The sequence below is a fragment of the Streptomyces flaveus genome (assembly GCF_014647675.1).
Classification (GTDB): Bacteria; Actinomycetota; Actinomycetes; order Streptomycetales; family Streptomycetaceae; genus Streptomyces; species Streptomyces flaveus.
Genome location: NZ_BMPQ01000037.1, coordinates 51680 through 76235, shown reverse-complemented (window position 1 = coordinate 76235; position 24556 = coordinate 51680). Strand labels below are relative to the sequence as shown.

General features: G+C 69.0%; 24 protein-coding genes. 13 read left to right on the top strand and 11 right to left on the bottom strand.

Annotated features, from left to right (window positions below; all coding sequences use genetic code 11):
* Window positions 1-24: 24 nt before the first annotated feature.
* Both IEZ21_RS40760 and IEZ21_RS40755 read left to right on the top strand, forming a co-directional pair.
* Complete coding sequence (locus IEZ21_RS40760) at window positions 25-1074, top strand: slipin family protein (RefSeq protein WP_189326876.1); 1050 nt, start codon at window positions 25-27, stop codon at window positions 1072-1074.
* A 286-nt stretch (window positions 1075-1360) separates the two neighbouring features.
* Window positions 1361-2443 carry a S1 family peptidase gene (locus IEZ21_RS40755; RefSeq protein WP_189326863.1) on the top strand — a complete coding sequence of 361 codons (1083 nt, stop codon included), beginning with the start codon at window positions 1361-1363 and terminating at the stop codon, window positions 2441-2443.
* A 152-nt stretch (window positions 2444-2595) separates the two neighbouring features.
* Here the strand turns inward: IEZ21_RS40755 and IEZ21_RS40750 are convergent, their stop codons facing one another.
* Entirely contained in the window at window positions 2596-2970 is a 375-nt protein-coding gene (locus IEZ21_RS40750; protein WP_189326862.1) for a cupin domain-containing protein, read from the bottom strand.
* Window positions 2971-3065: 95 nt separating this feature from the next.
* Between IEZ21_RS40750 and IEZ21_RS40745 the strand changes: the two genes are divergently transcribed.
* Complete coding sequence (locus IEZ21_RS40745) at window positions 3066-3512, top strand: MarR family winged helix-turn-helix transcriptional regulator (protein ID WP_189326861.1); 447 nt, start codon at window positions 3066-3068, stop codon at window positions 3510-3512.
* Between the two features lie 173 nt (window positions 3513-3685).
* Window positions 3686-4546, top strand: a complete 861-nt coding sequence (locus IEZ21_RS40740; RefSeq protein ID WP_033324072.1) for an esterase/lipase family protein — start codon at window positions 3686-3688, stop codon at window positions 4544-4546.
* Here the strand turns inward: IEZ21_RS40740 and IEZ21_RS40735 are convergent.
* Window positions 4543-5217: a response regulator gene (locus tag IEZ21_RS40735; RefSeq protein WP_033324074.1), complete on the bottom strand. Its 675-nt coding sequence runs from the start codon at window positions 5215-5217 to the stop codon at window positions 4543-4545. The genes IEZ21_RS40740 and IEZ21_RS40735 overlap by 4 nt on opposite strands.
* The gene (locus tag IEZ21_RS40730) at window positions 5214-6875 is read right to left on the bottom strand and encodes a sensor histidine kinase (protein WP_189326860.1); all 1662 of its coding nucleotides are present in this window, start codon (window positions 6873-6875) and stop codon (window positions 5214-5216) included. Before IEZ21_RS40730 ends, IEZ21_RS40735 begins: the two co-directional genes overlap by 4 nt.
* Before the next feature lie 145 nt (window positions 6876-7020).
* Between IEZ21_RS40730 and IEZ21_RS40725 the strand changes: the two genes are divergently transcribed.
* Genes IEZ21_RS40725 through IEZ21_RS40700 form a run of 6 tightly spaced genes read left to right on the top strand, consistent with a single transcriptional unit; the run spans window position 7021 to window position 12076 of the window.
* Window positions 7021-7983, top strand: coding sequence for a Bug family tripartite tricarboxylate transporter substrate binding protein (locus IEZ21_RS40725; protein WP_373302361.1), 963 nt, complete (start codon window positions 7021-7023; stop codon window positions 7981-7983).
* Complete coding sequence (locus tag IEZ21_RS40720; RefSeq protein WP_033324077.1) at window positions 7980-8513, top strand: tripartite tricarboxylate transporter TctB family protein; 534 nt, start codon at window positions 7980-7982, stop codon at window positions 8511-8513. Before IEZ21_RS40725 ends, IEZ21_RS40720 begins: the two co-directional genes overlap by 4 nt.
* Complete coding sequence (locus tag IEZ21_RS40715; RefSeq protein ID WP_033324079.1) at window positions 8513-10012, top strand: tripartite tricarboxylate transporter permease; 1500 nt, start codon at window positions 8513-8515, stop codon at window positions 10010-10012. Before IEZ21_RS40720 ends, IEZ21_RS40715 begins: the two co-directional genes overlap by 1 nt.
* A 33-nt stretch (window positions 10013-10045) precedes the next feature.
* Window positions 10046-10441 (top strand): universal stress protein, encoded by a 396-nt coding sequence (locus tag IEZ21_RS40710; protein ID WP_189326859.1) that lies wholly within the window; start codon window positions 10046-10048, stop codon window positions 10439-10441.
* Window positions 10442-11584: a DUF475 domain-containing protein gene (locus IEZ21_RS40705; RefSeq protein WP_189326858.1), complete on the top strand. Its 1143-nt coding sequence runs from the start codon at window positions 10442-10444 to the stop codon at window positions 11582-11584.
* A 30-nt stretch (window positions 11585-11614) separates the two neighbouring features.
* Entirely contained in the window at window positions 11615-12076 is a 462-nt protein-coding gene (locus IEZ21_RS40700; RefSeq protein ID WP_189326857.1) for a GNAT family N-acetyltransferase, read from the top strand.
* A gap of 46 nt (window positions 12077-12122) precedes the next feature.
* Here IEZ21_RS40700 and IEZ21_RS48545 read toward each other — a convergent pair whose 3' ends face one another.
* Complete coding sequence (locus tag IEZ21_RS48545) at window positions 12123-12257, bottom strand: hypothetical protein (protein ID WP_106972494.1); 135 nt, start codon at window positions 12255-12257, stop codon at window positions 12123-12125.
* A 173-nt stretch (window positions 12258-12430) separates the two neighbouring features.
* Between IEZ21_RS48545 and IEZ21_RS40695 the strand changes: the two genes are divergently transcribed.
* Entirely contained in the window at window positions 12431-13045 is a 615-nt protein-coding gene (locus IEZ21_RS40695; RefSeq protein ID WP_189326856.1) for a class I SAM-dependent methyltransferase, read from the top strand.
* A 23-nt stretch (window positions 13046-13068) separates the two neighbouring features.
* Here the strand turns inward: IEZ21_RS40695 and IEZ21_RS40690 are convergent, their stop codons facing one another.
* Together IEZ21_RS40690 and IEZ21_RS40685 are read right to left on the bottom strand one after the other, a co-directional pair.
* Window positions 13069-13569 carry a ribonuclease FAU-1 family protein gene (locus IEZ21_RS40690; RefSeq protein WP_189326875.1) on the bottom strand — a complete coding sequence of 167 codons (501 nt, stop codon included), beginning with the start codon at window positions 13567-13569 and terminating at the stop codon, window positions 13069-13071.
* Window positions 13550-14470: a GNAT family N-acetyltransferase gene (locus tag IEZ21_RS40685; protein ID WP_189326855.1), complete on the bottom strand. Its 921-nt coding sequence runs from the start codon at window positions 14468-14470 to the stop codon at window positions 13550-13552. Before IEZ21_RS40685 ends, IEZ21_RS40690 begins: the two co-directional genes overlap by 20 nt.
* Before the next feature lie 69 nt (window positions 14471-14539).
* Between IEZ21_RS40685 and IEZ21_RS40680 the strand changes: the two genes are divergently transcribed.
* A complete protein-coding gene (locus IEZ21_RS40680) occupies window positions 14540-14920 on the top strand; it encodes a GntR family transcriptional regulator (RefSeq protein WP_033324089.1) in 381 nt (126 codons plus the stop codon).
* Window positions 14921-14980: 60 nt separating this feature from the next.
* Here the strand turns inward: IEZ21_RS40680 and IEZ21_RS40675 are convergent, their stop codons facing one another.
* Window positions 14981-16075: a DUF5925 domain-containing protein gene (locus tag IEZ21_RS40675; protein WP_189326854.1), complete on the bottom strand. Its 1095-nt coding sequence runs from the start codon at window positions 16073-16075 to the stop codon at window positions 14981-14983.
* Window positions 16076-16239: 164 nt separating this feature from the next.
* Between IEZ21_RS40675 and IEZ21_RS40670 the strand changes: the two genes are divergently transcribed.
* Window positions 16240-17661 carry a GH39 family glycosyl hydrolase gene (locus IEZ21_RS40670; protein ID WP_189326853.1) on the top strand — a complete coding sequence of 474 codons (1422 nt, stop codon included), beginning with the start codon at window positions 16240-16242 and terminating at the stop codon, window positions 17659-17661.
* 25 nt (window positions 17662-17686) lie between these two features.
* Here IEZ21_RS40670 and IEZ21_RS40665 read toward each other — a convergent pair whose 3' ends face one another.
* From IEZ21_RS40665 to IEZ21_RS40650, 4 genes are all read right to left on the bottom strand, one after another.
* A complete protein-coding gene (locus IEZ21_RS40665) occupies window positions 17687-21691 on the bottom strand; it encodes a lipopolysaccharide biosynthesis protein (protein ID WP_189326852.1) in 4005 nt (1334 codons plus the stop codon).
* Window positions 21684-22481, bottom strand: a complete 798-nt coding sequence (locus IEZ21_RS40660; RefSeq protein WP_189326851.1) for a polysaccharide deacetylase family protein — start codon at window positions 22479-22481, stop codon at window positions 21684-21686. Before IEZ21_RS40660 ends, IEZ21_RS40665 begins: the two co-directional genes overlap by 8 nt.
* A gap of 82 nt (window positions 22482-22563) precedes the next feature.
* On the bottom strand, window positions 22564-23568 hold the full coding sequence (locus tag IEZ21_RS40655; protein WP_189326850.1) for a glycosyltransferase family 2 protein: 1005 nt from the start codon (window positions 23566-23568) through the stop codon (window positions 22564-22566).
* Window positions 23565-24380 carry a glycosyltransferase family 2 protein gene (locus IEZ21_RS40650; protein WP_189326849.1) on the bottom strand — a complete coding sequence of 272 codons (816 nt, stop codon included), beginning with the start codon at window positions 24378-24380 and terminating at the stop codon, window positions 23565-23567. Before IEZ21_RS40650 ends, IEZ21_RS40655 begins: the two co-directional genes overlap by 4 nt.
* Between the last annotated feature and the right edge of the window lie 176 nt (window positions 24381-24556).

Sequence of the window (24556 nt, the reverse complement as noted above, 5' to 3'; positions counted from 1 at the left end):
CCGACACGGACCCTGGGGGTCGCAATGATCGAGGAGCTGGTGACGGCCGGGCTGACTCTCGGATCCGTCGGAGCGGTGTACGTGGCGGCGGCGGCGCGGGTCGTCAAACAGTACGAGCGGGGTGTGGTCCTCCGGCTCGGCAAGCTGCGATCCGAAGTACGCGGGCCCGGATTCACCATGATCGTGCCCTTCGTGGACCGGCTCCAGAAGGTCAACATGCAGATCGTGACGATGCCGGTGCCCGGGCAGGAGGGGATCACCCGGGACAACGTCACGGTGCGCGTGGACGCCGTCGTCTACTTCAAGGTGGTGTCCGCCGCCGACGCGGTCATCCGGGTCGAGGACTACCGGTTCGCGGTCGCGCAGATGGCGCAGACGTCGCTGCGCTCGATCATCGGCAAGAGCGATCTGGACGATCTGCTCTCCAACCGCGAGAAGCTCAACCAGGGCCTGGAGTTGATGATCGACAGCCCGGCCGTGGAGTGGGGCGTCACCATCGACCGGGTCGAGATCAAGGACGTGTCGCTGCCGGAGACGATGAAGCGGTCCATGGCGCGGCAGGCGGAGGCCGACCGCGAGCGGCGGGCCCGGATCATCAACGCCGACGCCGAGTTGCAGGCCTCCAAGAAGCTGGCCGAGGCGGCCAAGGAGATGGCCGATACCCCCTCCGCCCTCCAGCTGCGGCTGCTGCAGACCGTGGTGGCAGTCGCGGCCGAGAAGAACTCCACGCTCGTGCTGCCCTTCCCGGTGGAGCTGCTGCGCTTCCTGGAGCGTGCGCAGCAGCCGGCGCCGCCCTCCCAGGAGCAGCAGCCTTCGCTGCCCTCCCCGGAGCTGTTCGCCCAGCTTCAGAAGCTGTTGTCGCAGCCCCAGCAGCAGTTGGCCCGGGCGGAGGAGCCGTCGGCCGAGTCGGCGGCCGAGTCATCGCCTGCGCCTTCGTACGAGTCGGCGTCCGAGCCGAAGCGGTCGGTGCAGTCGGCGCCATCGATGGCGGAGCAATCGCTGCGGGAGCAACTCCCGCCGGTTCCCGAGCCGTTCGATCCGGACTCCGGAGGGTCGAAATCCGGACAGGTGTAGACCTCACAGAGCGCCGATAGTTACTCGCACGTAGTGTTTGCTACGGGAATTGACGTGGTGTTTATTCCGGCCGGTCAACGCGCGTCAACCTGCGGGGGGCGCACGCTTGTTGCCGAGTGCGCGTCCTGAAGTAGGCCTTGTGTGCTCCCCGTAAGGATCGGAATAGTGGGCGGCGTCCGTTGGCGTGGACGTGGCTTTTGCTGTTTGTCGTGTCCATGCCCGTACGCCTTCCGGTCGCGGCGGCCCCCATAGCCGCCGCGGTCGACCCCCCACAGGAGGACGTAAGTTGAAGCACCGACGCATACCCAAGCGGCGTGCCGCCGTGGCAGGTGCGGGCATCGCCGCACTCGTGGCCGCGGGAGTCACCTTCCAGTCCGCGAACGCGAGTGAGACCACGGTCGCACCCAAGCCCGAGACCCTCTCGGTCACCGCGGCCGGAAAGCTCGCCTCGACGCTCGGCAAGGACCTCGGTGCCGACGCGGCGGGAACGTACTACGACGCGAAGGCCAAGAACCTCGTCGTGAACGTGCTCGACAAGGCCGCGGCCGAAGCCGTCGAGTCGGCGGGAGGCAAGGCCAGAATCGTCGAGAACTCCCTCGCCGAACTGAAGAGCGCCCGTACGACGCTGAAGCAGGACGCGACGATCGCCGGCACCTCGTGGGCGACCGACCCGACCACCAACAAGATCGTCGTCACCGCGGACCGCACGGTCAAGGGCGCGAAGATGGCCCAGCTGACCAAGGTCGTCGACAAGCTCGGCGCCAAGGCCGAACTCAAGACCACCAAGGGCGAGTTCAAGCCCTTCATCGCCGGCGGTGACGCCATCACCGGTGGCGGCAGCCGCTGCTCGCTCGGCTTCAACGTGCTCCAGGGCGGCGAGCCGGCCTTCCTGACCGCCGGTCACTGCACCGAGGCGATCACCAGCTGGTCGGACGCGGACGGCAACGTGATCGGCGAGAACGCCGACTCCAGCTTCCCGGGCGACGACTACGGCCTGGTCAAGTACACCGCGGACGTGGAGCACCCGAGCGAGGTGAACCTCTACGACGGCACCGCCCAGGAGATCACGGGCGCGGCCGAGGCCACCGTCGGCATGGAGGTCATCCGCAGCGGTTCCACGACCCAGGTGTCCGACGGCACGGTCACCGGCCTGGACGCCACCGTGAACTACGGCGGCGGCGACGTCGTCGAGGGGCTCATCCAGACCGACGTCTGCGCCGAGCCCGGCGACAGCGGCGGCTCGCTCTTCTCGGGTACCAACGCGATCGGCCTCACCTCCGGCGGCAGCGGCGACTGCACCTCCGGCGGCGAGACCTTCTTCCAGCCGGTCACGGAGGCCCTCGAGGCCACCGGCACCGAGATCGGCTGACAGCTCCACACAGCTCCACCAACTCGCTCCATCGCATCGAAGGGTCCCGTCCCCGCGCAGCTTCTGCGGGGGCGGGACCCTTCGCGTTTTCCGGCTTTTGCGCAGGTGGGGCCGGGGGCGCCGGCCTTGGCGTAAGTCGCTTTGCGGGGCGGTCAGTTGGCCCAGGGCGGGGTGATCCGACTGCCGTCGGTCAGTTTCGCCTCCAGGCCGATGGAGGTGGTGACCCAGGAGGTCGCGGTCCGGTCGGTGGGGTTCTCGACGCGGAGGGTGGCGCCCGGGTTGATGATCACGGTGTCGCCGGCGGTGACGCGTTCGGTGTGGCCGTCGAGGGTGATGAGGAGTTCGCCTTCGAGCAGGTGGAAGATCTCCTCGCGGTTGACGGTGTGTGCGGGGGCCTTGGTCCCGGCGGGGATCTCGCCTCGCCAGGCGCAGAGTTCTTTGCTTCCGGTGCGAGGAGTGGCGTACGAGACGAATCGGGCGCCGTGGATCTCGTGGGTCACGGCTTCGGACGAGCGGACTACGGGCATGGCGGCCTCCGGTCGACAGATGGTCAAGCTGCTTGACCATATGGCTTCATGGTCAAGCAGCTTGACCAGTCCGTCAAGGGTGTTTCAATGCAGGCGTGCAGAACTCCGAGGCCATGGCCCTGTCCGCCGCCCTGCTCGCCGTCGCGGGCGAGCTCACGCAGCGCATCCATGACGGGGTGGAGGCCCGCGGCTTCGAAGGGCTGCGGCCCGCGCACGGGTTCGCCTTCGCCCGGCTCGCCCCGGACGGCGCGACGGTCACCGAGCTCGCCGCCCATCTGGGCGTGACCAAACAGGCCGCGAGTCAGCTCGTCGACGAGATCGTGCGCAAGGGATACGCCGAGCGGCGGCCCCATCCCGGTGACGCGCGCGCCCGGCTGGTTGTGCTGACCGAGCAGGGGTGGGCCTGTACGCGGGCCGCGGAGGAAGCGGCGGCGGAGGCCGTGCGGCCGTGGGTCGAGCTGCTCGGGGAGGGTGAAGTCCGGGCGCTGTGGGAGCGGTTGGTGCGCATCGCGCCCTACGGGCCCATCAAGCCCGTCTGGTGACGATTCGTCACTACGCCTCGATGTCGTCGTTGGCTATCACTGGAAGTTTTTGCTGACGCGTACTTCACAGTTGCACTACTCGATCGTAACTTGACAAGTGAACAGCATCCTCGTGATCCGGATCACAGGGCGTACGTCGTCGCAACTCCCTTGAGCCGCAAGGAGATCACTCGATGCTGCCCTGGAAGCGAGTGGCCAGATCCCTGGCCGCGCTGCTGCTGACCGCCGCCGTCCTCGTCACCCCCGCCGCCACCGCACAGGCAAAGGCCGCCCCCAGCTCGGGCTGGAACAACTACTCCTGCAAGCCCTCCGCCGCCCACCCCCGCCCCGTCGTCCTCGTCCACGGCACCTTCGGGAACTCCGTCGACAACTGGCCGGCCCTCGCGCCGTATCTGAAGAAGCGCGGCTACTGCGTCTTCTCGCTCGACTACGGCCAACTGCCCGGCGTCCCGCTCTTTCACGGCCTCGGCCCGATCGACAAGTCGGCAGAGCAACTCCGGGCCTTCGTCGACAAGGTGCTCGCCGCGACCGGCGCCGCCGAGACCGACCTCGTGGGCCACTCGCAGGGCGGCCTGATGCCCCGTTACTACCTGAAGTTCCTGGGCGGAGCCGCCAAGGTGAACGCCCTCGTCGGCCTCGGGCCCAGCAACCACGGCACCACCCTGAACGGTCTCACCAACCTGCTGCCGTACTTCCCCGGCGTGGGCGACCTGCTGTCCAAGGCCACGCCGTCCCTCGCCGAGCAGACGGTCGGCTCCGCCTTCCTGGCCAAGCTCAACGCGGGCGGCGACACGGTGCCGGGTGTCGACTACACGGTCATCGCCACCAAGTACGACGAGGTGGTCACGCCGTACCGTTCGCAGTTCCTCGACGGCCCGAACGTGCGCAATGTCCTGCTCCAGGACCTGTGTGCGACCAACCTCTCCGAGCATGTGGCGCTCGGCCTCTTCGACCGCATCGCCCACCACGAGGTGGCCAACGCCCTCGATCCGGCACACGCCAAACCGACCACTTGCGCTTCTGTCTCGGGCTAGGCCTGCCACTGGTAGCGGCGCTCGGGCCGGCCCGCGTGCCCGTAGCGCAGCGACACCTCGGCCCGGTCCGTGACGGCGAGGTGCTCGAGGTAGCGGCGCGCGCTGACACGGGAGATGCCGACCCGGGTCGCGCACTCGGCCGCGGACAAGGTTCCGTCGGCTGTGCGCAGTGCGCGTTCGACCAGTTCCGCGGTCTCCACACTCATCCCCTTCGGCAGCGTGGGTGTCCGGGCCGGCGCCGTCACCCGGCCCAGTGCCCGGTCCACGTCGGCCTGCCCGGTGACCACGGCGGCGTGCAGATTGCCGCGCCGGGCGCTGTAGCGCTCCAGTCGCTCCTTGAGGTCGTCGGCGTCGAACGGTTTCAGCAGGTAGTCGACCACGCCTTGGCGGACGGCGCCCCTGACGGCCTCTGCCTCGCGGGCGGCGCTGATCACGAGCACATCGCAGTCATGGCCCGCCGTCCGCAGCCGGGGAATGACGTCCAGACCGAACATGTCGGGCAGATAGAGGTCGAGCAGAACCAGGTCGGGCTGCAACTCGGCGACGGCGGCGAGCGCCTGCTCCCCGCAGTTCACCGTTCCGACCACACGGAAGCCCTCGACACCGTCGACGAATCCGCGGTGGATCCGCGCCACCATGAAATCGTCCTCGACAACCAGTACGTCGATCACCGGACTTCCTCCGTCTCGCGATCGGCCAACTGCCCCACGGACATCCGGGCCGTGAACATGGCGCCCTGCTTTGTATTGGCCACCGACACCTCGCCACCTCTGCGCGTGCAGACCAGCCGGGTGAGCGCCAGGCCGATACCCCGGTCGCCGCCCTGTGCGGCCTTCGTGGTGAAGCCGTGGGAGAACACCTCCTGCGCGAGCTCGGGAGCCACGCCGGGGCCCGAGTCGCGTACCACGATCTCCACGCTCGAGGCGTCCTGGCGCAGCTCGACCTCCACCCAGGCGTCGTCCTCGTGTTCGGAGGCCGATGCCCAGGCCGCAGCCGCGTCGAGGGCGTTGTCGACGAGATTGCCGAGCACCGTCGCCACGTCCGCGGCGTCCATCGGCTCCAGCCTCTCCAGCCCCGTGAGCTCCGAGATCCGCAGCCTGACCTTGCGCTCCGCCGCGAGCGCGGACTTGGCCATGAGCAGCGCGGCGACGGCCCGGTCGCGGACCCGGCTGGTGAGGGTCAGATCGAGCGACTCACGGTGTTTCCGCAGGGCACGGACATAACGTACGACCTCGTCGTGCTCGCCGATCTGGATGAGTCCGGAGATGGTGTGCAGCTGGTTGGAGAACTCGTGGGCCTGCGCACGAAGCAGTTCGGTGCTGCTGCGGAACGAGCCCAGTTCGCGTTCGAGCTGGGCCAGTTCGGTACGGTCCCGCAGGGTCGTCACCGAGCCCAGCCGACGGCCGTCCTTCATGACGTCCATCCGGTTCATCACCAGCACCAGACCCCGGCGTACCACCACCTCGTCGCGCCGCTCGGCGTCGTGCTTACCACCAGTCCCGGCCAGTACGTCGTACAGCCTGCCCTCGATCCCCAGGTCGGCCAGGCTCATCCCGACGCAGTCCTCGGGAAGACGGAGCAGTTTGCGGCCCACTTCGTTCACCAGCGTGAGCCGTAGTTGCGGGTCGAGCGCGATCACGCCCTCGGCGATCCCGAACAGCATGGCCTCGCGGTGCTCGGCGAGGCCCGCGATCTCGCGTGGTTCAAGGCCGAAGGTCTGGCGCTTGATCCGCCGGGCCAGCAGCCAGGACCCGACCACCCCGAGCACGCTCGCGATGCCGAGGTAGGCGAGCAGATACGACGAGGCGCCGTTCAGTCGCTGCCAGGCCGTCGGTGAGACCCGTCCGATCATGACCGTGCCGAGATGCTCGCCGATGTGCTTCGGCTCCACACTGAGCACCGGAGCCTGGGCCACCAGCTCGCGGACCCCGTCCACCGACAGCTCGCCCGACCAGCCGCGCGCCTGGGAGACGCTGGTCCCGTCGACCGGCAGGAGTGTCCCCACCAGGGTGGGATCGGTGGCGGCGACGATCTCACCGTGTTCGTCGGCGACGGTCACGGAGCTGACGTTCGACTGGGTCAGCCTGGTCTGCAGCAGCGGCGCGAGGGTCTCGGCGGGTGCGGGCCGGACGAGCTGGGTGCGCAGCAGTGGGTTTCCGGCCATCTCCTCGGCGAGGAGGGCCACTCGTCGTCCCTCCACCCGGTCGAACGTCGCCTTCGACTGCGCCAGGGAGACCGCGGCGACCGCGACCAGCACCAACACCACGATGGCGAGCTGCAATACCAGCAGCTCACCGGCCAGTGTGTGGCGGCGTGACGTAACGACCACTATGAACTCAACCTTCAATGCTCACACAAGGCAGACGGACTGTCCGCGGAACCGCACAATCATGGCGCCGGACTCGCCCAAGCGAAAGAGATGAGCCATGAGAACTCGCAGAGCCGCACTTCTCGGAGCTCTTGCCACTGTGTCGATGCTCGCCGTGAGCGCCTGCGGCGCCACCGCGGAGAAGGAGGAATCGGGGGGCGGAAGCGGAAGCGACAAGCCCGTCACCGGTCTTCGGATGATGGTGCCCAACACCCCGGGCAGCGGGTACGACGTCACCGCCCGGACCGTCGCCCAGGTGATGCAGGACTCCAAGGTGGCGTCCGGGGTCCAGGTGTACAACCTGCCCGGGGCCGGCGGCACCGTGGGCCTGCAGCGCCTGGTGAACGAGAAGGGCAACGGCAAGCTCGCCATGCAGATGGGGCTGGGCGTCGTCGGTGCCGCCTACACCTCGAAGTCTGCGGCGACGCTGACCGACACCACGCCGATCGCCAAGCTGATCGAGGAGGCCGGCGCGATCGTCGTGTCGAAGGACTCCCCGTACAAGACGATCGACGACCTCGTCACCGCGTGGAAGAAGGACCCCAAGAAGGTGGCCGTGGGCGGTGGCTCGTCGCCGGGTGGCCCGGACCATCTGCTTCCGATGCAGCTGGCGAAGGCCGTCGGCATCGAACCGAAGGACGTCAACTACGTCGGGTACGACGGCGGCGGTGAGCTGCTGCCCGCCATCCTGGGCGACAAGGTCGCCTTCGGTGCCAGCGGATTCGGCGAGTTCCTCGACCAGATCGAGGCGGGACAGGTGCGAGTGCTGGCGGTGACCAGCGAGAAGCCGATCGACGCCGTGAAGGACGCCCCCACGCTCAAGGACTCCGGGATCGACCTGGTCTTCACCAACTGGCGCGGCATCGTCGCTCCTCCCGGGATCACCGACGCGCAGAAGAAGACCTGGATCGACAGCCTGACCAAGATGCACGACTCGGAGCAGTGGAAGGCCGAGCTGACCAAGCGCGGCTGGGCCGACGCGTTCGTCACCGGTGACGAGTTCGGCTCCTACTTGAAGGAGCAGGACAAGTCCGTCGCCGACCTGCTTGCAGAGCTCGGACTGGCATGAGCTCCCCGATCGACGAACGGAGCGTCGAGGACGCCCGTCCGCCGCAGGGCAAGGACCGCGCACAGTACGGTGTGTGCGCGTTCCTCGCCCTGCTGGGCACCGCGGTGATCGTGGACGGGCTCGCGATCCCGGACATCACCAGCAGCACCGACCCGGTGGGACCGCGCGCGGTGCCCGTACTCCTGGGCGTACTGCTCCTGGTGGTCGCGGTGCTGTACGCGGTCGATGTGGCCCGGGGCGGCCACGGTGAGCCGGAAGCCGGCGAGGACGTCGACCTGTCGCAGGGCACCGACTGGCGCACGGTGCTGCTGCTGATCGGCGCGTTCGTGGTGAACGCGGTGCTGATCGAACGGCTCGGCTGGGTGATCAGCGGCGCGCTGCTGTTCTGGGGAACGGCCTTCGCCCTCGGCAACCGGCACTACATACGCAATCTGCTGATCGCGGTGACGATGTCCCTCACCACGTTCTACGCCTTCGCGATCGGGCTCGGCGTGAACCTCCCGGCCGGTGTGCTGCAAGGAATCCTGTGATGGACAACCTGAACAACCTCATGCAGGGCTTCGAGGACGTCATCGCCCCGATGAACCTGCTGCTGGCGCTGATCGGTGTCCTCGTCGGCACCGCGGTGGGTGTACTGCCGGGCATCGGCCCGGCGATGACCGTGGCACTGCTGCTGCCGATCACCTACGGCATGGAGCCGGTACAGGCGTTCATCATGTTCGCCGGCATCTTCTACGGCGGCATGTACGGCGGATCGACCACCTCCATCCTGCTGAACACCCCCGGGGAGTCCTCCTCGGTGGTGACGGCCATCGAGGGCAACAAGATGGCGAAGGCCGGCCGGGCGGCGCAGGCACTCGCCACCGCCGCGATCGGTTCCTTCGTGGCGGGCACGATCGGCACCCTGCTGCTGGTGCTGGTGACCCCGCTCGTGGTGGACTTCGCGATCAGCCTGGGTGCTCCGGACTACTTCGCCCTGATGCTGCTCTCCTTCATCGCGGTCACGTCGGTGCTGGGCGCGTCACGCGTCCGGGGCCTGATCTCGCTGCTGCTGGGCCTGACGATCGGCCTGGTCGGCATCGACTCGGTGTCCGGACAGCAGCGGCTCACCCTGGGCATCCCTCAGCTGGCCGACGGGATCGACGTGGTCGTCGTCGCCGTCGCCATCTTCGCCGTCGGCGAGGCACTGTGGGTGGCCGCGCATTTGCGGCGCAAGCCCGTCGAGGTCATCCCGGTCGGCAGGCCGTGGATGGGGAAGAAGGACTGGAAGCGGTCCTGGAAGCCCTGGCTGCGGGGTACGGCGTACGGCTTCCCGTTCGGTGCGCTCCCGGCCGGCGGTGCGGAGATCCCGACCTTCCTGTCGTACGCGACGGAGAAGCGGCTGACCAAGCACCCGGAGGAGTTCGGCAAGGGTGCGATCGAGGGTGTGGCCGGGCCGGAGGCGGCGAACAACGCCTCCGCGGCGGGCACGCTGGTCCCGATGCTGGCCCTCGGGCTGCCGACGAACGCGACCGCCGCGGTCATGCTTGCGGCGTTCCAGTCGTACGGCATCCAGCCCGGTCCGCTGCTGTTCGAGCGGGAGGCGAGCCTGGTCTGGGTGCTGATCGCCAGCCTGTTCGTCGGCAATCTCCTGCTGCTCCTGCTGAATCTGCCGCTCGCGCCGACCTGGGCGAAACTGCTGCAGATTCCGCGCCCCTATCTGTACGCGGGAATCCTGTTCTTCGCGTCCATGGGCGCGTACGCCGTCAACGCACAGCCCCTGGACCTGTTCCTGCTGCTGTTGCTGGGGCTCCTCGGTTTCGCGATGCGGCGGTTCGGACTGCCGGTGCTACCGCTGATCATCGGCGTCATCCTCGGCCCCCGGGCCGAACTGCAGGGACGGCGCTCCCTGCAGCTGTCGGGCGGCGAACTGTCGGGGCTGGTGGGCGGACCGGTGTCCTACGCGGTCTACACGGTGATCGTGCTGGTGTTCGTCTGGCCGCTGGTGCGGCGATTCGTCGTACGTCCGCTGCGTGAGCGAAGTGCCTGAGAGTGCCGAAAGTGCCTGGGAGGAAGAGCAGACATGACCGTACTGGTCGGATACGTACCCTCGCCCGAGGGTGAGGCCGCGCTGCGCGCGGGGATCGACGAGGCCCGCCTGCGCGGCGAGAAGATGTTGGTGGTGAACACCTCGCGCGGTGACGCCTACGCGGACCCGCGTTTCGCACAAGAGCCCGATCTCGCCCATGTCCGTGAGGACCTGGCCGCGCTGGAGATCGAGTTCGACATCCGCCAGGTGCTCGGCGGGGGCGACGCCGCCGAGGAGATCATCGAACTGGCGGAGCAGCCCGATGTGTCCCTGGTGGTGATCGGTCTCCGGCGGCGCAGCGCGGTCGGCAAGCTGATCATGGGCTCCCAGGCGCAGCAGATCCTGCTGGGGGCCGGCTGTCCGGTCCTCGCGGTGAAGGCGGCGCAGTAGATGATCCTGAGGACGTTCGGCTGGTCGTTCGCCATCACGGCGGCCGGCCTTGCCTTCGCCGCGTGGCAGTGGGGCTGGGAGGCCTTCGGGATCGTACTGATCCTGTCGGTCCTCGAGATCTCGCTGTCCTTCGACAACGCGGTCGTCAACGCCGGAATCCTGAAGAAGATGAATGCCTTCTGGCAGAGGATCTTCCTCACCATCGGCATCATGGTCGCGGTGTTCGGTATGCGGCTGCTCTTCCCGGTCGTGATCGTCGCCATCAGCGCCGAAGTGGGCCCCATCGAGGCGGTGCAGCTCGCCATCCAGGAGCCAGGCCGATACGAGGACCTGGTCACCGACGCCCACCCGGCGATCGCGGCCTTCGGCGGCATGTTCCTGCTGATGATCTTCCTCGACTTCGTCTTCGAGGACCGTGACATCAAGTGGCTCGCCTGGCTGGAGCGCCCGCTCGCCAAGCTCGGCAGGATCGACATGCTGTCGGTGTGCATCGCGCTCATCGTTCTGCTCGTGACCGCGATGACCTTCGCCACCCACGCGCATGTCAGCATGGGCCATGCGGACAAGACGGCCACGGTACTGCTCTCCGGCGTCGCCGGTCTGATCACCTATCTGGTCGTGGGCGGCCTGTCCGGATACTTCGAGGACAAGCTCGAAGAAGAAGAGGAGCACGAACACGAGGAGGAGAAGGCGCGAGCCGAGGGCAAGCCGGTTTCGGCGGTCGGTCTCGCCGGCAAGGCAGCGTTCTTCCTCTTCCTGTACCTCGAGGTCCTGGACGCGTCCTTCTCCTTCGACGGTGTGATCGGCGCCTTCGCCATCACCAACCACATCTTCTGGATGGCGCTCGGCCTCGGTATCGGAGCCATGTACGTCCGGTCGCTCACGGTCTACCTGGTCCGCCAGGGCACCCTGGACGACTACGTCTACCTGGAGCACGGTGCCCACTACGCCATCGGCGCCCTCGCCGCGATCCTGCTGATCACCATCCAGCACCAGATCAGCGAGATCATCACCGGTCTGGTCGGTGTCTTCCTGATCGCGGCATCCTTCCTCTCGTCCGTCCGCCGCAACAGGTCGCTCGAGACGTCCGAGGCAAAAGTCCTGACCTCGGACGAGAAGACCGAGGCCTCGTCCGGGGTGTGACCGGCCGGCGACCGCAGGTATGACGTAGCTATGACCGAAGGCACGACTGACGACATCCGCATCGCCGAAGACGGCGACGAGCCCGCCGTGAAGGCCGTGATCGACGCGGCGTTCCAGCCCTACATCGAACGCATCGGGGTCGTACCCGTGCCGATGGAGGCGGACCACGCGGCGAACATCGCGGCGGGGCGGGTGTACGTCACCGGTGATCCGATCGTGGGCCTCCTGGTTCTGGAGGCCCACGAGGATCATCTGTACCTCGACGTCATCGCCGTCCACCCGGACGCCCACGGGCAGGGCATCGGGCGACGGCTGCTCGCGTTCGTGGACGCACGCGCGCGTGCGCTCGGACTGGCCGAGGTCAGGCTCCTCACGAACGCGAAGATGTGGGAGAACCAAAAGCTCTATCCCAGATACGGGTACGAGCTCATGGAGCGTCGCGTGGAAGGGCCGTACGACCGGCTCCACTACCGCAAGCGGCTGGCGCCCTGACGGTTCTCATTGCTTCTCAGCGTTGGAGTCCTGGTGGTCGGGCGGGTCAGCCGTCCGGCCACCAGGTGCGTTGAATGTCCTTTCGGACTTCCGGGCGCTCGGCGGGGCGCGTGTCGGCCTCTTCCCGTACACGGCGGGAGTCCGACTTCTTGAGGGGCTTCTGCAAGGTCACGCGGCGCATGGCTGCCTCCTTGGGTCTACCGGTATCGCGGTTGTATGGGTAGACCGTTCCGGGGAGCGTGACTCATCGACGGCCCCCTGTCTGTGGCGGCGGTCACCCCGCGGCCCGTGGTGTCCGTGGCGGTCGTCACGTTCGGGCCCGGCGTTGTCAGTGGTGGGTGTCACTCTGGGCGCATGACGAGCAACGGTGAGCGCGAGACATGGGCCGACGTCGACTGGGACGCCGAGTCCGCCACCTTCGACGAGGAGCCGGACCACGGACTGCGCGACCCCGCCATGCGCGAGGCATGGGCGGCCCGGCTGCGCGGCTGGCTGCCAGGCGGCCCGTCCGACGTACTGGACCTGGGCTGCGGCACCGGCAGCCTGTCACTCCTCGCCTCCGAGCAGCGCCACCGGGTCACCGGCGTCGACCTCTCGCCCCGCATGGTCGACCTCGCCCGCGCCAAGCTGGCCGGCCGCGATGCCGTCTTCCTCGTCGGCGACGCGGCCGCTCCGCCGGTCGGCGAGCAGCGGTTCGATGTCGTGCTCGTACGTCATGTGCTGTGGGCGTTGCCCGATCCCGAGCGTGTCCTGCGGCACTGGCGTGGGTTGCTCCGACCCGGTGGACGACTCGTCCTCATAGAGGGTGTGTGGGGGGCGGTGAGCCCGGTCGGGATATCCGCCGACCGGCTGACCGGGTTGCTCGTGCCTCTGGTGCGGGACGTGCGTGTGGAGCGGCTGTCGGACGAGGCGCTGCTGTGGGGGCGGGAGGTGGAGGACGAGCGGTATGCGGTGGTGGCGGTCGTCTGAGTGCTGAGCGTTGGGCCCTGCGGCTATGCGAGGAGTGCCTCGAAGTCACCCTCACGGGCCAGGAGTTCCAGCTCGTCCAGGGCGGCGACGGCGGCGGACGCGGCCTCGGGATCCGACTGCGTCAGGCCGCTCGCGGCGAACTCGTCCTCGTCCAGGCGCAGTACGGTCCTGCCGTCCGCGGAGCGCCAGAGGTCCAGGTCGAGGTCCTCCACGATCAGTTCGGTGCCGGAGAGTGTGGCCGGGCGGGTGATGTCGGTGTACCAGCCTTTGAGGGCGCCTGTGGAGTCGCGGACCTCCTTCACGGCGTACCACCGGTCGCGCCAGTAGTACTCGGTGAAGACGTCGCCGGACTCGAACCGTACGAAGCCGAAGTCGCGGGCGACGTCGCCGGCCCACGGGGCGCGGACGGTGATCCGGGTGCCGTCGTCGGCGAGCAGTTCGGCGGGGTAGCGGATCTTCGTACGGCCGCCCTTGACCAGGACGATGTCCAACCGGTGTGCGGCATCAGCCGAGTTCGCGGATATAGCGCACCTCCGTGGCGCAGATCTCGTAGCCGAACCATTTGTTGATCGCGAGCATCGGGCCGTTGCCGGTGTCGTTGCCCGTGAACGCCTCCGTGTAGCCGGCGGCTCGGGCGCGGTGCAGGGAGTCGTTCTTGGCGAGCTTGGCCAGGCCGCGGCCGCGGTGAGCACGGACCGTGCCCGTGATCACGGTGCCGTAGCGGGTGCCACCGTCGGTGCGCGCGGCGCTGAACGCGGCCGGGCGGCCGTCAACGAGCGCGATCGAGGTCAGCTCGTGGCTGAAGAGAGGGTGTTGCCAGGTCTCCTTCAACCACGCCTCGTAGTTCGTGAACTCGTAGTCGATGTCGCTCGGTTCGTCCCCGGACGCCTCCGCGTCCAGGTCGAACAGCGGGCGCGGGTCGTCCGCGAAGTCCGCGGCCTTGCGCAGTTCGACACCCGCGGGCGGCTCCTGGAGCGGTGGCAGCGTGCCGTCCGCCAGGTCCAGGCGGAGGAAGTGCGCGGAGCGGCCCGCGCGGTAACCGCGCTTCTCGGCGAAGGTGCGGTTGGCGGGCGTGTCCAGGACCCAGGAGAAGAGCTTCGTCGCGTTCAGGCCGGCGAGGCGTTCCTCGGCGGTCTTCACGAGCAGGGAGCCCGCGCCGTGGCCCTGGCGGTCCGGGTGCACGTACACGTTCAGGTAGCCCTGACCCGGCTGCGGACTGTCGTGCGCGAAGCCGACCTGGGCCGTGCCGATGAGTTCACCGTCCTTCTCGGCGACCAGCGGCTGGAAGTGGGCATCGGGATGCATGTTCGCGACGTCGTAGGTGACGGACTCGGCCGTGGAGAGCATGAAGGGAAGCGCCAGGCGCCGGATCCGGGCGAAGCCCTCGGCGTCTGCGGGGCGGAAGTCGCGAACGATCACTGTCATGTCGTTGACGCTACGTGGGGGGTGTGGCTGGGTGCCTCTTATTTTCGTGGGGTGCGGGACAATCGGCTTGTGACGTTGAAGATCGACATCGATGACGGTGCGGGGGTTGCGCCCTACGAGCAGGTGCGCGCCCAGATTTCCGAGCAGGCGCGGGCTGGGGTGCTGCCGGTGGGGTATCGGTTGCCGACCGTGCGGGGGCTGGCCGAGTCGCTCGGCCTCGCTGCGAACACGGTCGCCAAGGCGTACCGGACGCTGGAGAGCGACGGGGTGATCGAGACCCGAGGGCGCAACGGAACGTTTGTCGCGTCCGCGGGTTCGGCGGCTGAGCGTGAGGCGGCGTCCGCTGCTCGGGCTTATGCCGAACGGGTCCGCCGCCTCGGGCTCGCCGAGGGGGCGGCCCTCGATGCCGTTCGGGATGCGCTGCGTGCGGTTTATGGGGACCGGGGATAACTGCGGGTTCTTGTGGCTGGTCGCACTGCTCCCCGCGCCCCTGGGCGGTCGGTGGGTGGCCTACAGGTAGAGGCCCGCGTCCGCACCCTCCCGCGCCCCCGGCACCGATGTCGGCGACGTGCCCCGGCGCAGGGCGTACAACTCGGCCAGCGTCGCGCCCTCGCGGCCGACGCCCTCCTCCGTGCCCAGCCAGTTCACCGACTCGCGGTGGGTCAGCGGGCCGACCTCGATACGGGCCAGGCAGCGGCCGGGGCGGACGACGGCGGGGTGGAGGCGCTCCAGGTCCTCGTTCGTCGTCACGCCCACCAGGACGTTGCGGCCCTGGCCGAGCAGGCCGTCCGTGAGGTTGAGCAGGCGCGACAGCGCCTGACCCGCCGTGTGCTTGGCCTCGCCGCGGATCAGCTCGTCGCAGTCCTCCAGCAACAGCAGTCGCCAGCGGTCCTTGCCCGTGCTGTCCTCCTCGCCGATCGCGATGTCCATCAGATAGCCGACGTCGGAGAAGAGGCGCTCCGGGTCGAGCACGCAGTCGACCTGGCACCAGTCGCGCCAGGAACGGGCCAGCGTGCGCAGCGCCGACGTCTTGCCCGTACCGGGCGGGCCGTGCAGCAGGAGCAGACGGCCCGCGATGTCCTCTGGGGTCGTCTTCATCAGGTGATCCATCGCGTCGGCGACCGGTGCCGTGTAGTTCGGGCGGATCTCCTCCCAGGTACCCGCCGAGATCTGCCGGGTCGTACGATGCGGGCCGCGCCTGGGCGAGACGTACCAGAAGCCCATCGTCACGTTCTCCGGCTGCGGCTCGGGCTCGTCCTCCGCGCCGTCCGTGGCCTGGCCGAGCACCTTCACGGCCAGTTCCTCGCTGGTCGCGGTGACCGTGACATCGGCACCGCGGTTCCAGCGCGAGATGAGCAGGGTCCAGCCGTCGCCCTCGGCGAGTGTGGAGCTGTGGTTGTCGTCGCGGGCGGATCGCAACACCGTGGCGCCCGGCGGCAACAGTGTCGCCCCGGACCGTACGCGGTCGATGTTCACCGCGTGCGAGTGCGGCTGCTCGCCCGTCGCGAAACGGCCGAGGAACAGCGCGTCGACGACGTCCGACGGTGAGTCGCTGTCGTCGACGTTGAGCCGGATCGGCAGTGCGTCGTGTGGGTTCGCAGACATGCCGCCATGATCCGTCACACGCCCGTCCCATGCATCCGGTTTCCGTGGAGGACCCCGAGTGTCCGGTGTGCGCCGACCTCCCCGTGTATCCCCTCCGTCCTGTTACCAGGCTGTGCACTCGAACCCATCCCAACCGCCCACCCCCGCCACTACTGTTGTCCTTGATGGGACGTCATGGGTGGAATTCGGGGGCACGGCGGTGGCGGCTCACCGCGCTGCTCGGCGTGGGCGCGGCGGCACTGGCCCTGGTACTGACCTTGATCAACACGCTGCCCGGGGACGGCGGGAGCGCCGCCGGTACGACCCGTGACGGCGACAAGGTGCACGGCACGCCCGCCGTTCCTCCCGGGGAGTCGGGACCGGACGTCGGCTGGGGCTTCACCCACACGCAGTTCAGTGCCGACGAGGGCAGCGGCGCCGCCACGCGGCGGGTGGCGGAGCGCCTCGGTGAGCAGCCGCTGCCGCAGATCCAGCACATCATGGGCTGGGGTGCGGACAATCCCGAGCCGGTCAAGGGGCGTTACGACTTCGAGGACATGGACCGGCGTATCGACTTCGTCCGGGAGTCGGGCGGCACCCCGGTGGTCACCCTGTGCTGCGCCCCGGACTGGATGAAGGGCGGCAAGTCCGGGACGGACAACACCAATTGGAGCCAGGAGGCCCTGGAGACCGCCCCGCGGCCCGAGCACTTCGACGACTATGCCGCGCTCGCCGCGACCGTCGCCAAGCGCTATCCGGACGTACGCCACTTCATCGTCTGGAACGAGTTCAAGGGCTTCTGGAACGACGCCGAGGCCCGCTGGGACTACGAGGGCTACACCGAGCTCTACAACCTGGTCCACAAGGCGCTCAAGGACGTCAACGAGGACATCCAGGTCGGCGGCCCTTACCTGGTGATGGACAGCCTCGACCCGCGCCAGAAGGAGAATGCCTCGCCCACGGTGAAGGGCCCGTGGGGCGCCATGGACCAACGTGTCCTCGACGCCTTCGACTACTGGAACAAGAACAAGGCGGGCGCGGACTTCGTCGTCGTGGACGGCTCCAGCTACACCAAGGACGACGAGCTGCTGCCCGACGAGTTCGCCGCCACCGACAAGTTCACGGTCGTCAGCCGCTGGGTGCGTGAGCGGACCGGCGATCTGCCGCTGTGGTGGGCCGAGTACTACGTCGAGCCGTCCGACGCCGACGACGAGCGGGACGACTGGTCCGAGGCCCACCGAGGCGCCGTCCAGGCCTCCGGAATGATCGCGATGGCCCGCGGCGGCACCACCTCCGCCTTCTACTGGAATCCGGAGAAGGAGAAGGGCGCCGACTGCGCCGGCTGCCTGTGGACACCCACCGACAGCGCCGACGGCGGCAAGCCGCTGCCGATGCTCGACCTCGTCTCCCGCTTCAACAGGGAGTTCCCACCGGGCACGGAGTACGAGCAGGTGTCCGTCGCCGCCGGCAGCGCGCCGGACGTACGGGTCCTCGCCGACGACAAGGCGGTCCTCGTCGTGAACACCCAGGACCGGAAGATCAGTACCGAGGTCGACGGCGAAAGGTTCGACATGGGCGCGTACGAGGTGAAGTGGCTGACCCGGTAAGCCACTTCACGCCCGTCTCCTACGCCTACGCCATCGTCAAGAACCGCTGCACCAGCGAAGCCAACAGCACCGCCAGCAGCGGCAGGGAGAACCAGAAGCTGCTCTGCAGCCACTGCAGCTGCCGTACGCTCGGCCGGACGGCCACCCGTACCACCTCGCGCGTCGTCAGCAGCACGATCAGCGCGATCGCCGCGAGCCCGCCCACGACCGACCACGGTGTCCAGGTGACCTGAGGGCCGATCGGCCCGGGATCGGCCTTCGGGACGCTGCTCTCCGGCTGCTCACGCATCGCGTACACGGTCGCGTCCTTGTTGACGAAGACCTTCCGCAGTTCCTCGCGTTCGTCGAGGTTGCGGATGAGCCGGGTGTCCCAGCTCGCCGAGTAGCCCACGTCCATCTGGAGCGAGATCACCTGGCTGCGGTTGATCATGAGGTACGAGTTCGGGCCCGCGTCCTTGAGTGACTTGACCAGGCCGGACACCAGCACGGGATCGGGCGGTGCGAGCGTCGGTACGTACTCCACCCGCTCCATGTCCTTCGAGCCCCAGGGCATCGCGGGCGTCACGGTGTTGACCGGGTCGTCGCTCAGCCACAGCAGCCGTGCGGTCGGCCTGTCGTGCTCGTACACGTACTCCATGGCCGCGATCTCGCCCGGCCGGACCCGCTCGAAGGGCTCGTTGCCCCAGCGGGCCACCAGGAAGCCGCCGACCAGGACGAGGCCCGCCATCAGGGCGGCGAGGGGGGCGAGGCTGAACTGGTCGCGCTCGCGTTCCTTCGCGGTGACCCCGGTGCGCGGGAAGAGGGCGAGTGCGGCGAGCAGGGCCGCGCCAGGCAGGGCGAACATGAAGACGCGCAGGGCCATTTCGCCGCCGTACGACTGCATGCCGAAGCCGAGGAACGGTACGAAGGTGAGGACGAGCAGGGAGCGTTCGCGGTACTTGTGGTCGCGGCGCCGCCACCAGCCCCAGCAGGCGAGCGCCATCACCGAGCCGGCGAGCGCCACGCGCGCGTACAGCACGAGTTGGTGGGTCGAACTGCCGCCCTCGATACGGCCGGAGACCGACGAGGACACGTTGCCGCCGACGCCGCCGAGCCCGCCGAACAGTTCGTCGAAGTGTCCCCGCCAGTACGGCTCGGCGAGGAAGCCCACCCAGACGGCGACCATCACGGCGAACAGAATGGGCAGTCCGCGCAGTTCGGAGCGGCCGACCAGGACGAGGACGGCGAGGACGCCCAGCATCACGAACGGGGTGAGCTGGTGGGACGGGACCGTCGCCGCGAACAGGCCGATCAACACCATGAGCAGCACGGCCCGTTGGCGCCGGTCGGCCGGCTCGACCTCCAGCTCGCCGGGCCGCCGCGTGGTCCACAGCACGCGCGGTGCCCGGAACCAGACGAGCAGGATCGCCACGAAGACGATGTAGAGCAGGTAGGTGAAGCCCTGCGGCGAGAAGTAGTCCTGGCCGACCCAGCCGCTGAGCACGAAGATCCATACGCCGGTCCACTTGGCGCGCCAGCTCGCCCGCATATGGCGTACGAGGAGGAACATCGGGGCCAGGTAGAGGAGTTGCATGGCCGTCGGCCACCAGCGGATGACCTCGGTGAGGTCATCGACGCCACAAGCCTGCGCGACGAACGCGGCGGCCGCGAAGAAGCCAGGCCAGCTCCAGCGCGCGTCCAGGTCGGGCACGGCCGAACCGGTCCGGTCGATGTACTCCAGGAATCCGAGGTGCTGCCAGGCCGTCGCGAACCGCGGCTCCGTCTCGATCACCGCGGGCAGCGCGTGCAGTGACACCACGGTGGTCAGCAGGGTGACCAGGAGCAGCCCTCGGTGCTCGCGGTTTCGCCAGAGCAGCGAGGCGAACACCGTGACCAGCAGGGCGGCACCGGCCAGCGTGGGCACGGGCAGGACGGAGACCAGGCCGAGCCCGCCCATCCGGTCGAGATCCCGCTCGCCGAGGCCGAACACGGGCACCCAGTACAGGATGAGCGCGGCGGTCAGCAGACAGCCGAGGACGACGCCTACGCGGGTGGGGCGCAGCCGCTCCCACGGGGACGGGGAGGACGGGGCGGGGGAGGGGGCCGGTGGCGGTTCGGGTGGCGCACCGGTCCCGCGTTCCCGGAGTACGAGTGCGGAGGAGCCGGAGGACGGTGCCTCGGCCTCCGACGTGACCTCGGGCTTGGCTCCCGCCTCGGCCTCGGGCTTTGCCTCGGACGTGGCTTCGGACTTGGCCTCTGCGGCCTCTGTGGCCTCCGCTTCGGCTTCGGGTTTCGCTTCGGCCGGTCCCAGAGAGGCCTCGCTGCCCGGTTCTCGTTCCTCGACGGGCAGGCCCAACTCGGAGCCTGGCGCGGGGAGTTGGAGGGGTGCCTTGAGCGCCCAGGTGGGCCGATGGTCCTCCGGTTCATGGTCCTGCCCGTGCTCCGGCCGTTGGTCCGGTGGAACGGGCCACTTCACCGCCGTCCCGGTGGGCGGCGTCCCCGGCCCCGGTCGTACGTCCGGCCGTCGCTCCTGGTGGTCGAAGTCGAGGTGCACACCGAGCGCCAGAGTGTCCTGGTCGAGCCGATGCGCCCAGGCCGGGCCGCGGCCCTTCTTCGGCTCGCCCGTGGTCGGCGCGGGGACCTCGCGGGCGCCCAGGTCCGCCAGGTCGCCGTCGGGCGCCGCGTCCTCGGGCACCTCGGCCGGCGCGGTCCTGATGACCCGGTACAGCCTGGGCGAGGCGATCGCCACGATCACCGCGAGGGCGGCGACCTCCGCGACGCCCGCACCGGTCAGGCCCATGGTCGGAAGCAGAATCACCGTGAGGCCGAGCACCAGCACGCACAACAGGCCCTGCAGCCACGCGAGTCCGGCGGTACGGCTCTGCGCGCGCAGCACCGCGAAGTACGTCTCCATCACGACCCGCAGCACCCCGCCGACCGCGAACCAGCGCAGCAACGGGGTCGCCGCGTCCGCGTATCCCTGGCCGAACACGCCCAGGACGAACGGCGCCCCGAAGAACAGGATCGCGCCCACCGGCAGCATGATCCGCGCCATCCGGATCAGCGCGGCCCGGGTGTTCGCGGCGAGCCGAGCCGGGTCGTGCGAGCCTTCGACGGTGAGCGAGGCGCCCATGTTGATGGCCAGCAGGTTGACGGTGCCGCCGATGGTGATCGCGATGTAGAAGTACGCGTTGTCGGCGGAGCTGACCTGCGCGGCGACGATCACCGGGACGAGGTAGACCACGGCGAGCGAGAACAGCGAGCCGGTGTAGTCGCCCGCGAGGAAGCGGCCGATCTCCTTCATCGTCGGCGGCTCGGCGTGCTCCTCGGTCGCCTTCACATGCCGCGGCACCAGCCGCCGGAACACCAGCCAGCCCAGCGGCAGCACGGACACCGCGATGGCCGCGACCCAGGACACGAACACGCCCATGGTGGGGATCGCGGCGGCGAACAGCACCAGCAGCACCAGCTTGACCGCCGAGAACACCGTGTTGCCCACCGGCACCCACACCGCGCTGCGCAGCCCCGTCAGCACCCCGTCCTGGAGAGTGAGCACCGACCAGGCGACCACCGCCAGCACGAACACCAGTGCGTGCAGGGGATCGTGCAGGAAGCGGTAGGAGGGCCCCCACAGGCCCAGCGTCAGCAGGAACAGGCCTGCCGCCAGCGCCACGACCAGTGAACTTCCCGCGTACGTACGGAAGATCAGGCGGCCGGTGCCACGTCCCGCGACCGGGATGAACCGGGCCAGGGCGCCCGTCAGCGTCACCGCCGTCAGCCCCGCGAGGAGCTTCATCGCGGCGATCGCGGCGGAGCCCTGGCCGACCGCGTCCTCGGTGTAGTAGCGGGCGGCGGCCAGCCAGTAGCCGAGGCCGAGGACGGCGGAGATCCCGGTGTTGAGCATCAGGGCATAAGCGTTCCGGAACAGCGGGCTGCCTCCGGATCCCTTGGAACCCCTCCTCAGTCCGGGCAGCCTCAGCCGGCGGCCGGACTGCTTCTCGGGCGCCTCGGTCGTGGGCGTGTCGGGCTGGGCTGTGGTCGTGTCAGACACGGGTACGGATGGCCTTCCGGCGGATCTGGCGTGCTCTGCGGACCATGGCGTACCCCTTGGTGAGGGCATGGTCCTTGGCGAAGGTGCGGGTGATGGCCTGGCCTTCGACCAGCCGCTCGAACTCCTCGATGCGGGTGGAGCGGCGCACGGTGACGCGTTGCAGAGCGTACGGGCCCTGGCGGCGGTTCGACAGGCGGTTGCCGACCGCGAGGGACTGGGCGAAGCCCACCTCGCGCACCGTGCGGCGCACCCGGCGGCTGGAGTAGCCGTAGGGGTACGCGAACGAGGCGGGGCAGGTGCCGAGTTCGTCGGCGATGATCTCCTTGCAGCGCAGCACCTCGAACCACAGTGCCTCGTCCGTGAGCTGGTCGAGCTGTGGATGCGTATGGCTGTGGCCGCCGATCTCGACGTCCGCGCCCGCGAGTTCGCGCACCTGGTCCCAGTCGAGCATCGTGTCCAGGGCACCCCCGGTGTCGTACGAGCCGCGCAGCCAGCCCGTCGAGACGAACAGCGTGGCCGCGAAGCCGTGCTTGGCGAGCACAGGCAGCGCATGCCGGTGTACGCCTTCGTATCCGTCGTCGAAGGTGACGAGAACGGGCCGCTTCGGCAGCGGGCTCCCGAAGCGCCAACTGTCCGCCAGCTGGGCGGTGTTGACCGGCGTGAATCCGCGATCGTCCAGCAGAGCCATCTGCTCGGCGAACGCCTCGGGCGCGACGGACAGGGCACGAGTCGCCTCGTTGGGCACGGTGGAGACGGCGTGGTACATGAGGATGGGCACGGGGGTGTTCATGCGGAACCACCTCCGACCGCACGGCCGCGCCTGGCGCAGGGCGTCGCCGCGCCCCGCGCCGTCATCAGCAAGCGTCCCCTTCTCATGCTGCCGCCCCCTCGCGCCCGGGACTTTCCGCTATCTCGACCACCGAGAAAGTAGCGCCACCCCTGCGTGCCCGAACGCTCCCGAGTACGTACCCGCCCGCCGCCGTCACCACTCCGGCGACGATGGCGCCGGCCCGGCCCGCGCCGCCGGGGCGGGCGAGGAGGGCGTCGCGCAGGCCGCGGGCGACCCCGGCCGGCAGGACGCGTGTCGTGTAGCGGCGCTCGGACTCCAGGCCCTTGTCGGCGCCGACGCTCCGGGCGACCAGGGCCTTCGAGAGGCCTTCCGCGTACGTACGGGTGCGGAAGTAGGCGAAGTGCTCGCGCACCTCGGGCACCCGGTGGTGGATCACCGCGCGGTCGTCGATCAGCAGGATCGCGTCCGGCTGGGCGCGGGTGAGGCGGATGCACAGCTCCGTCTCCTCACAGCCCAGCGGCCGCTTGTCGCCGTCGCGCCCGATACCGGTCGCGAAGCCGCCCGCCACGTCGAAGGCGCTGCGGCGAAACGAGGCGTTGCCGCCCAGCACGTTCCGCACCTGTACGCGCCCCGGCGGCAGCCCCTTGTACGTACAGCCGACGACCCAGTCGAACTCCTCCGGGAACCAGGCGGGCCGGCGGCCCGACGCCCAGATCGGAAAGGTCCGCCCGCCGACGGCCATCACCCGTGGATCCGTGTACGCCTCGGCGAAGTGATGAAGCCAGTCGCGCTCGGCGACGGCGTCGTCGTCGAGGAAGGCGATGACCTCACCGCGGGAGGCCGCGATGCCGGTGTTGCGGCCCGCGGACAGGCCGCGGGGGCCCGCGTTGGCGAGCACCCGCACCTGACGCGTCTCCTTGTACTCCTTCGAAAGCCGGTCCAGGAGTGTCTGGTTGTGGTCCACGACCAGCAGCGTCTCCAGGGCGGGCCGGGACTGCGCCCGCACCGAGGAGACCGCCGCGAGGATGTCCTCCCAGCGGTCCTCGGTGTAGACGCAGATCACCACCGAGATGTCGATCGTGCTCAAGACACCTCTCCTCGCGTGGAGCTGAGCGCGACCGCGTGCGCACGCCGCAGCGAACGCCGGTTGGAGCGCTCCTTGAGGATCACCTTGAGCACTCGCAGCCCGTCCCGTACGGCCCGCAGATTGCTCGCGCCGTGGATCCGCAGATACTCGTGGCTCGGGATCTCCTGCACCTTCAGCCCGGCCTTGACCACCCGGATGTTCATCAGGGTCTCCACCTCGAAGCCGGTGCAGTCGAGGTCGATCTTGTCGAGGCAGTGCCGCCAGAACGCGTTGTAGCCGTAGCAGAGGTCGGTGTAGCGGGCGCCGAACTTGCGGTTGACGACCGTGCACAGCGCCCAGTTGCCCAGCTTGCGGATGGGTGTCATGTCGTCCGTGCCACCGCCGTTGGCGAACCGTGAACCCTTCGCGAAGTCCGCCCCGGAGACCAGCGCGGAGACATACGACACGATCTCGTTGCCGTCCGCCGAGCCGTCCGCGTCGACCATCACGATGATGTCGCCGGTGCAGGCCGCGAAGCCGGTGATCAGGGCATCTCCCTTGCCCTTTCCGATCTGCTTCACCACCTTGACGTCCGGCCACAGTTCGCGGGCCACTTCGACGGTGTTGTCGGTGGAATTCCCGTCGACGAGAACCACTTCGTGGATCCACGCCGGCAGTGTCTTGAACACGTAGGGAAGATTCTCCGCCTCGTTCATGGCGGGAATCACCACACTCACCGGTGGCGTGATCGCCAGGTGAGAAGAGATGGGCCGGTACTGACCGGCCGTGGACGGTTCCTGTCCCGAAACCGCTGGCTGCACAAAAGAACTCATGAGTCTGATCCCTCTCGTCCGGTGGACCGCCCGCCCCTGGGCGGTCCGGCTCTTTGTCCGGTTCGAAAAGGGGGTTCTCACTTACGGCATGCCGAAATGTATCTCCGTACATGTCGGGTGAGCTGGCAAAGCTGGCCGGCTGGATAAGCCGGTCGCGCGGCACGCACCCCGGAACC

Bases quoted from the DNA above. Each gene is read 5' to 3' on its own strand.
- IEZ21_RS40750 (WP_189326862.1), bottom strand. From the start codon at position 2,970: ATGCCCGTAGTCCGCTCGTCCGAAGCCGTGACCCACGAGATCCACGGC.
- IEZ21_RS40705 (WP_189326858.1), top strand. From the start codon at position 10,442: ATGATCCTGAGGACGTTCGGCTGGTCGTTCGCCATCACGGCGGCCGGC.
- IEZ21_RS40740 (WP_033324072.1), top strand. From the start codon at position 3,686: ATGCTGCCCTGGAAGCGAGTGGCCAGATCCCTGGCCGCGCTGCTGCTG.
- IEZ21_RS40685 (WP_189326855.1), bottom strand. From the start codon at position 14,470: ATGACAGTGATCGTTCGCGACTTCCGCCCCGCAGACGCCGAGGGCTTC.
- IEZ21_RS40650 (WP_189326849.1), bottom strand. From the start codon at position 24,380: ATGAGTTCTTTTGTGCAGCCAGCGGTTTCGGGACAGGAACCGTCCACG.
- IEZ21_RS40715 (WP_033324079.1), top strand. From the start codon at position 8,513: ATGGACAACCTGAACAACCTCATGCAGGGCTTCGAGGACGTCATCGCC.
- IEZ21_RS40675 (WP_189326854.1), bottom strand. From the start codon at position 16,075: ATGTCTGCGAACCCACACGACGCACTGCCGATCCGGCTCAACGTCGAC.
- IEZ21_RS40660 (WP_189326851.1), bottom strand. From the start codon at position 22,481: ATGAACACCCCCGTGCCCATCCTCATGTACCACGCCGTCTCCACCGTG.
- IEZ21_RS40700 (WP_189326857.1), top strand. From the start codon at position 11,615: ATGACCGAAGGCACGACTGACGACATCCGCATCGCCGAAGACGGCGAC.
- IEZ21_RS40725 (WP_373302361.1), top strand. From the start codon at position 7,021: ATGCTCGCCGTGAGCGCCTGCGGCGCCACCGCGGAGAAGGAGGAATCG.
- IEZ21_RS40720 (WP_033324077.1), top strand. From the start codon at position 7,980: ATGAGCTCCCCGATCGACGAACGGAGCGTCGAGGACGCCCGTCCGCCG.
- IEZ21_RS48545 (WP_106972494.1), bottom strand. From the start codon at position 12,257: ATGCGCCGCGTGACCTTGCAGAAGCCCCTCAAGAAGTCGGACTCCCGC.
- IEZ21_RS40760 (WP_189326876.1), top strand. From the start codon at position 25: ATGATCGAGGAGCTGGTGACGGCCGGGCTGACTCTCGGATCCGTCGGA.
- IEZ21_RS40710 (WP_189326859.1), top strand. From the start codon at position 10,046: ATGACCGTACTGGTCGGATACGTACCCTCGCCCGAGGGTGAGGCCGCG.
- IEZ21_RS40670 (WP_189326853.1), top strand. From the start codon at position 16,240: ATGGGACGTCATGGGTGGAATTCGGGGGCACGGCGGTGGCGGCTCACC.
- IEZ21_RS40695 (WP_189326856.1), top strand. From the start codon at position 12,431: ATGACGAGCAACGGTGAGCGCGAGACATGGGCCGACGTCGACTGGGAC.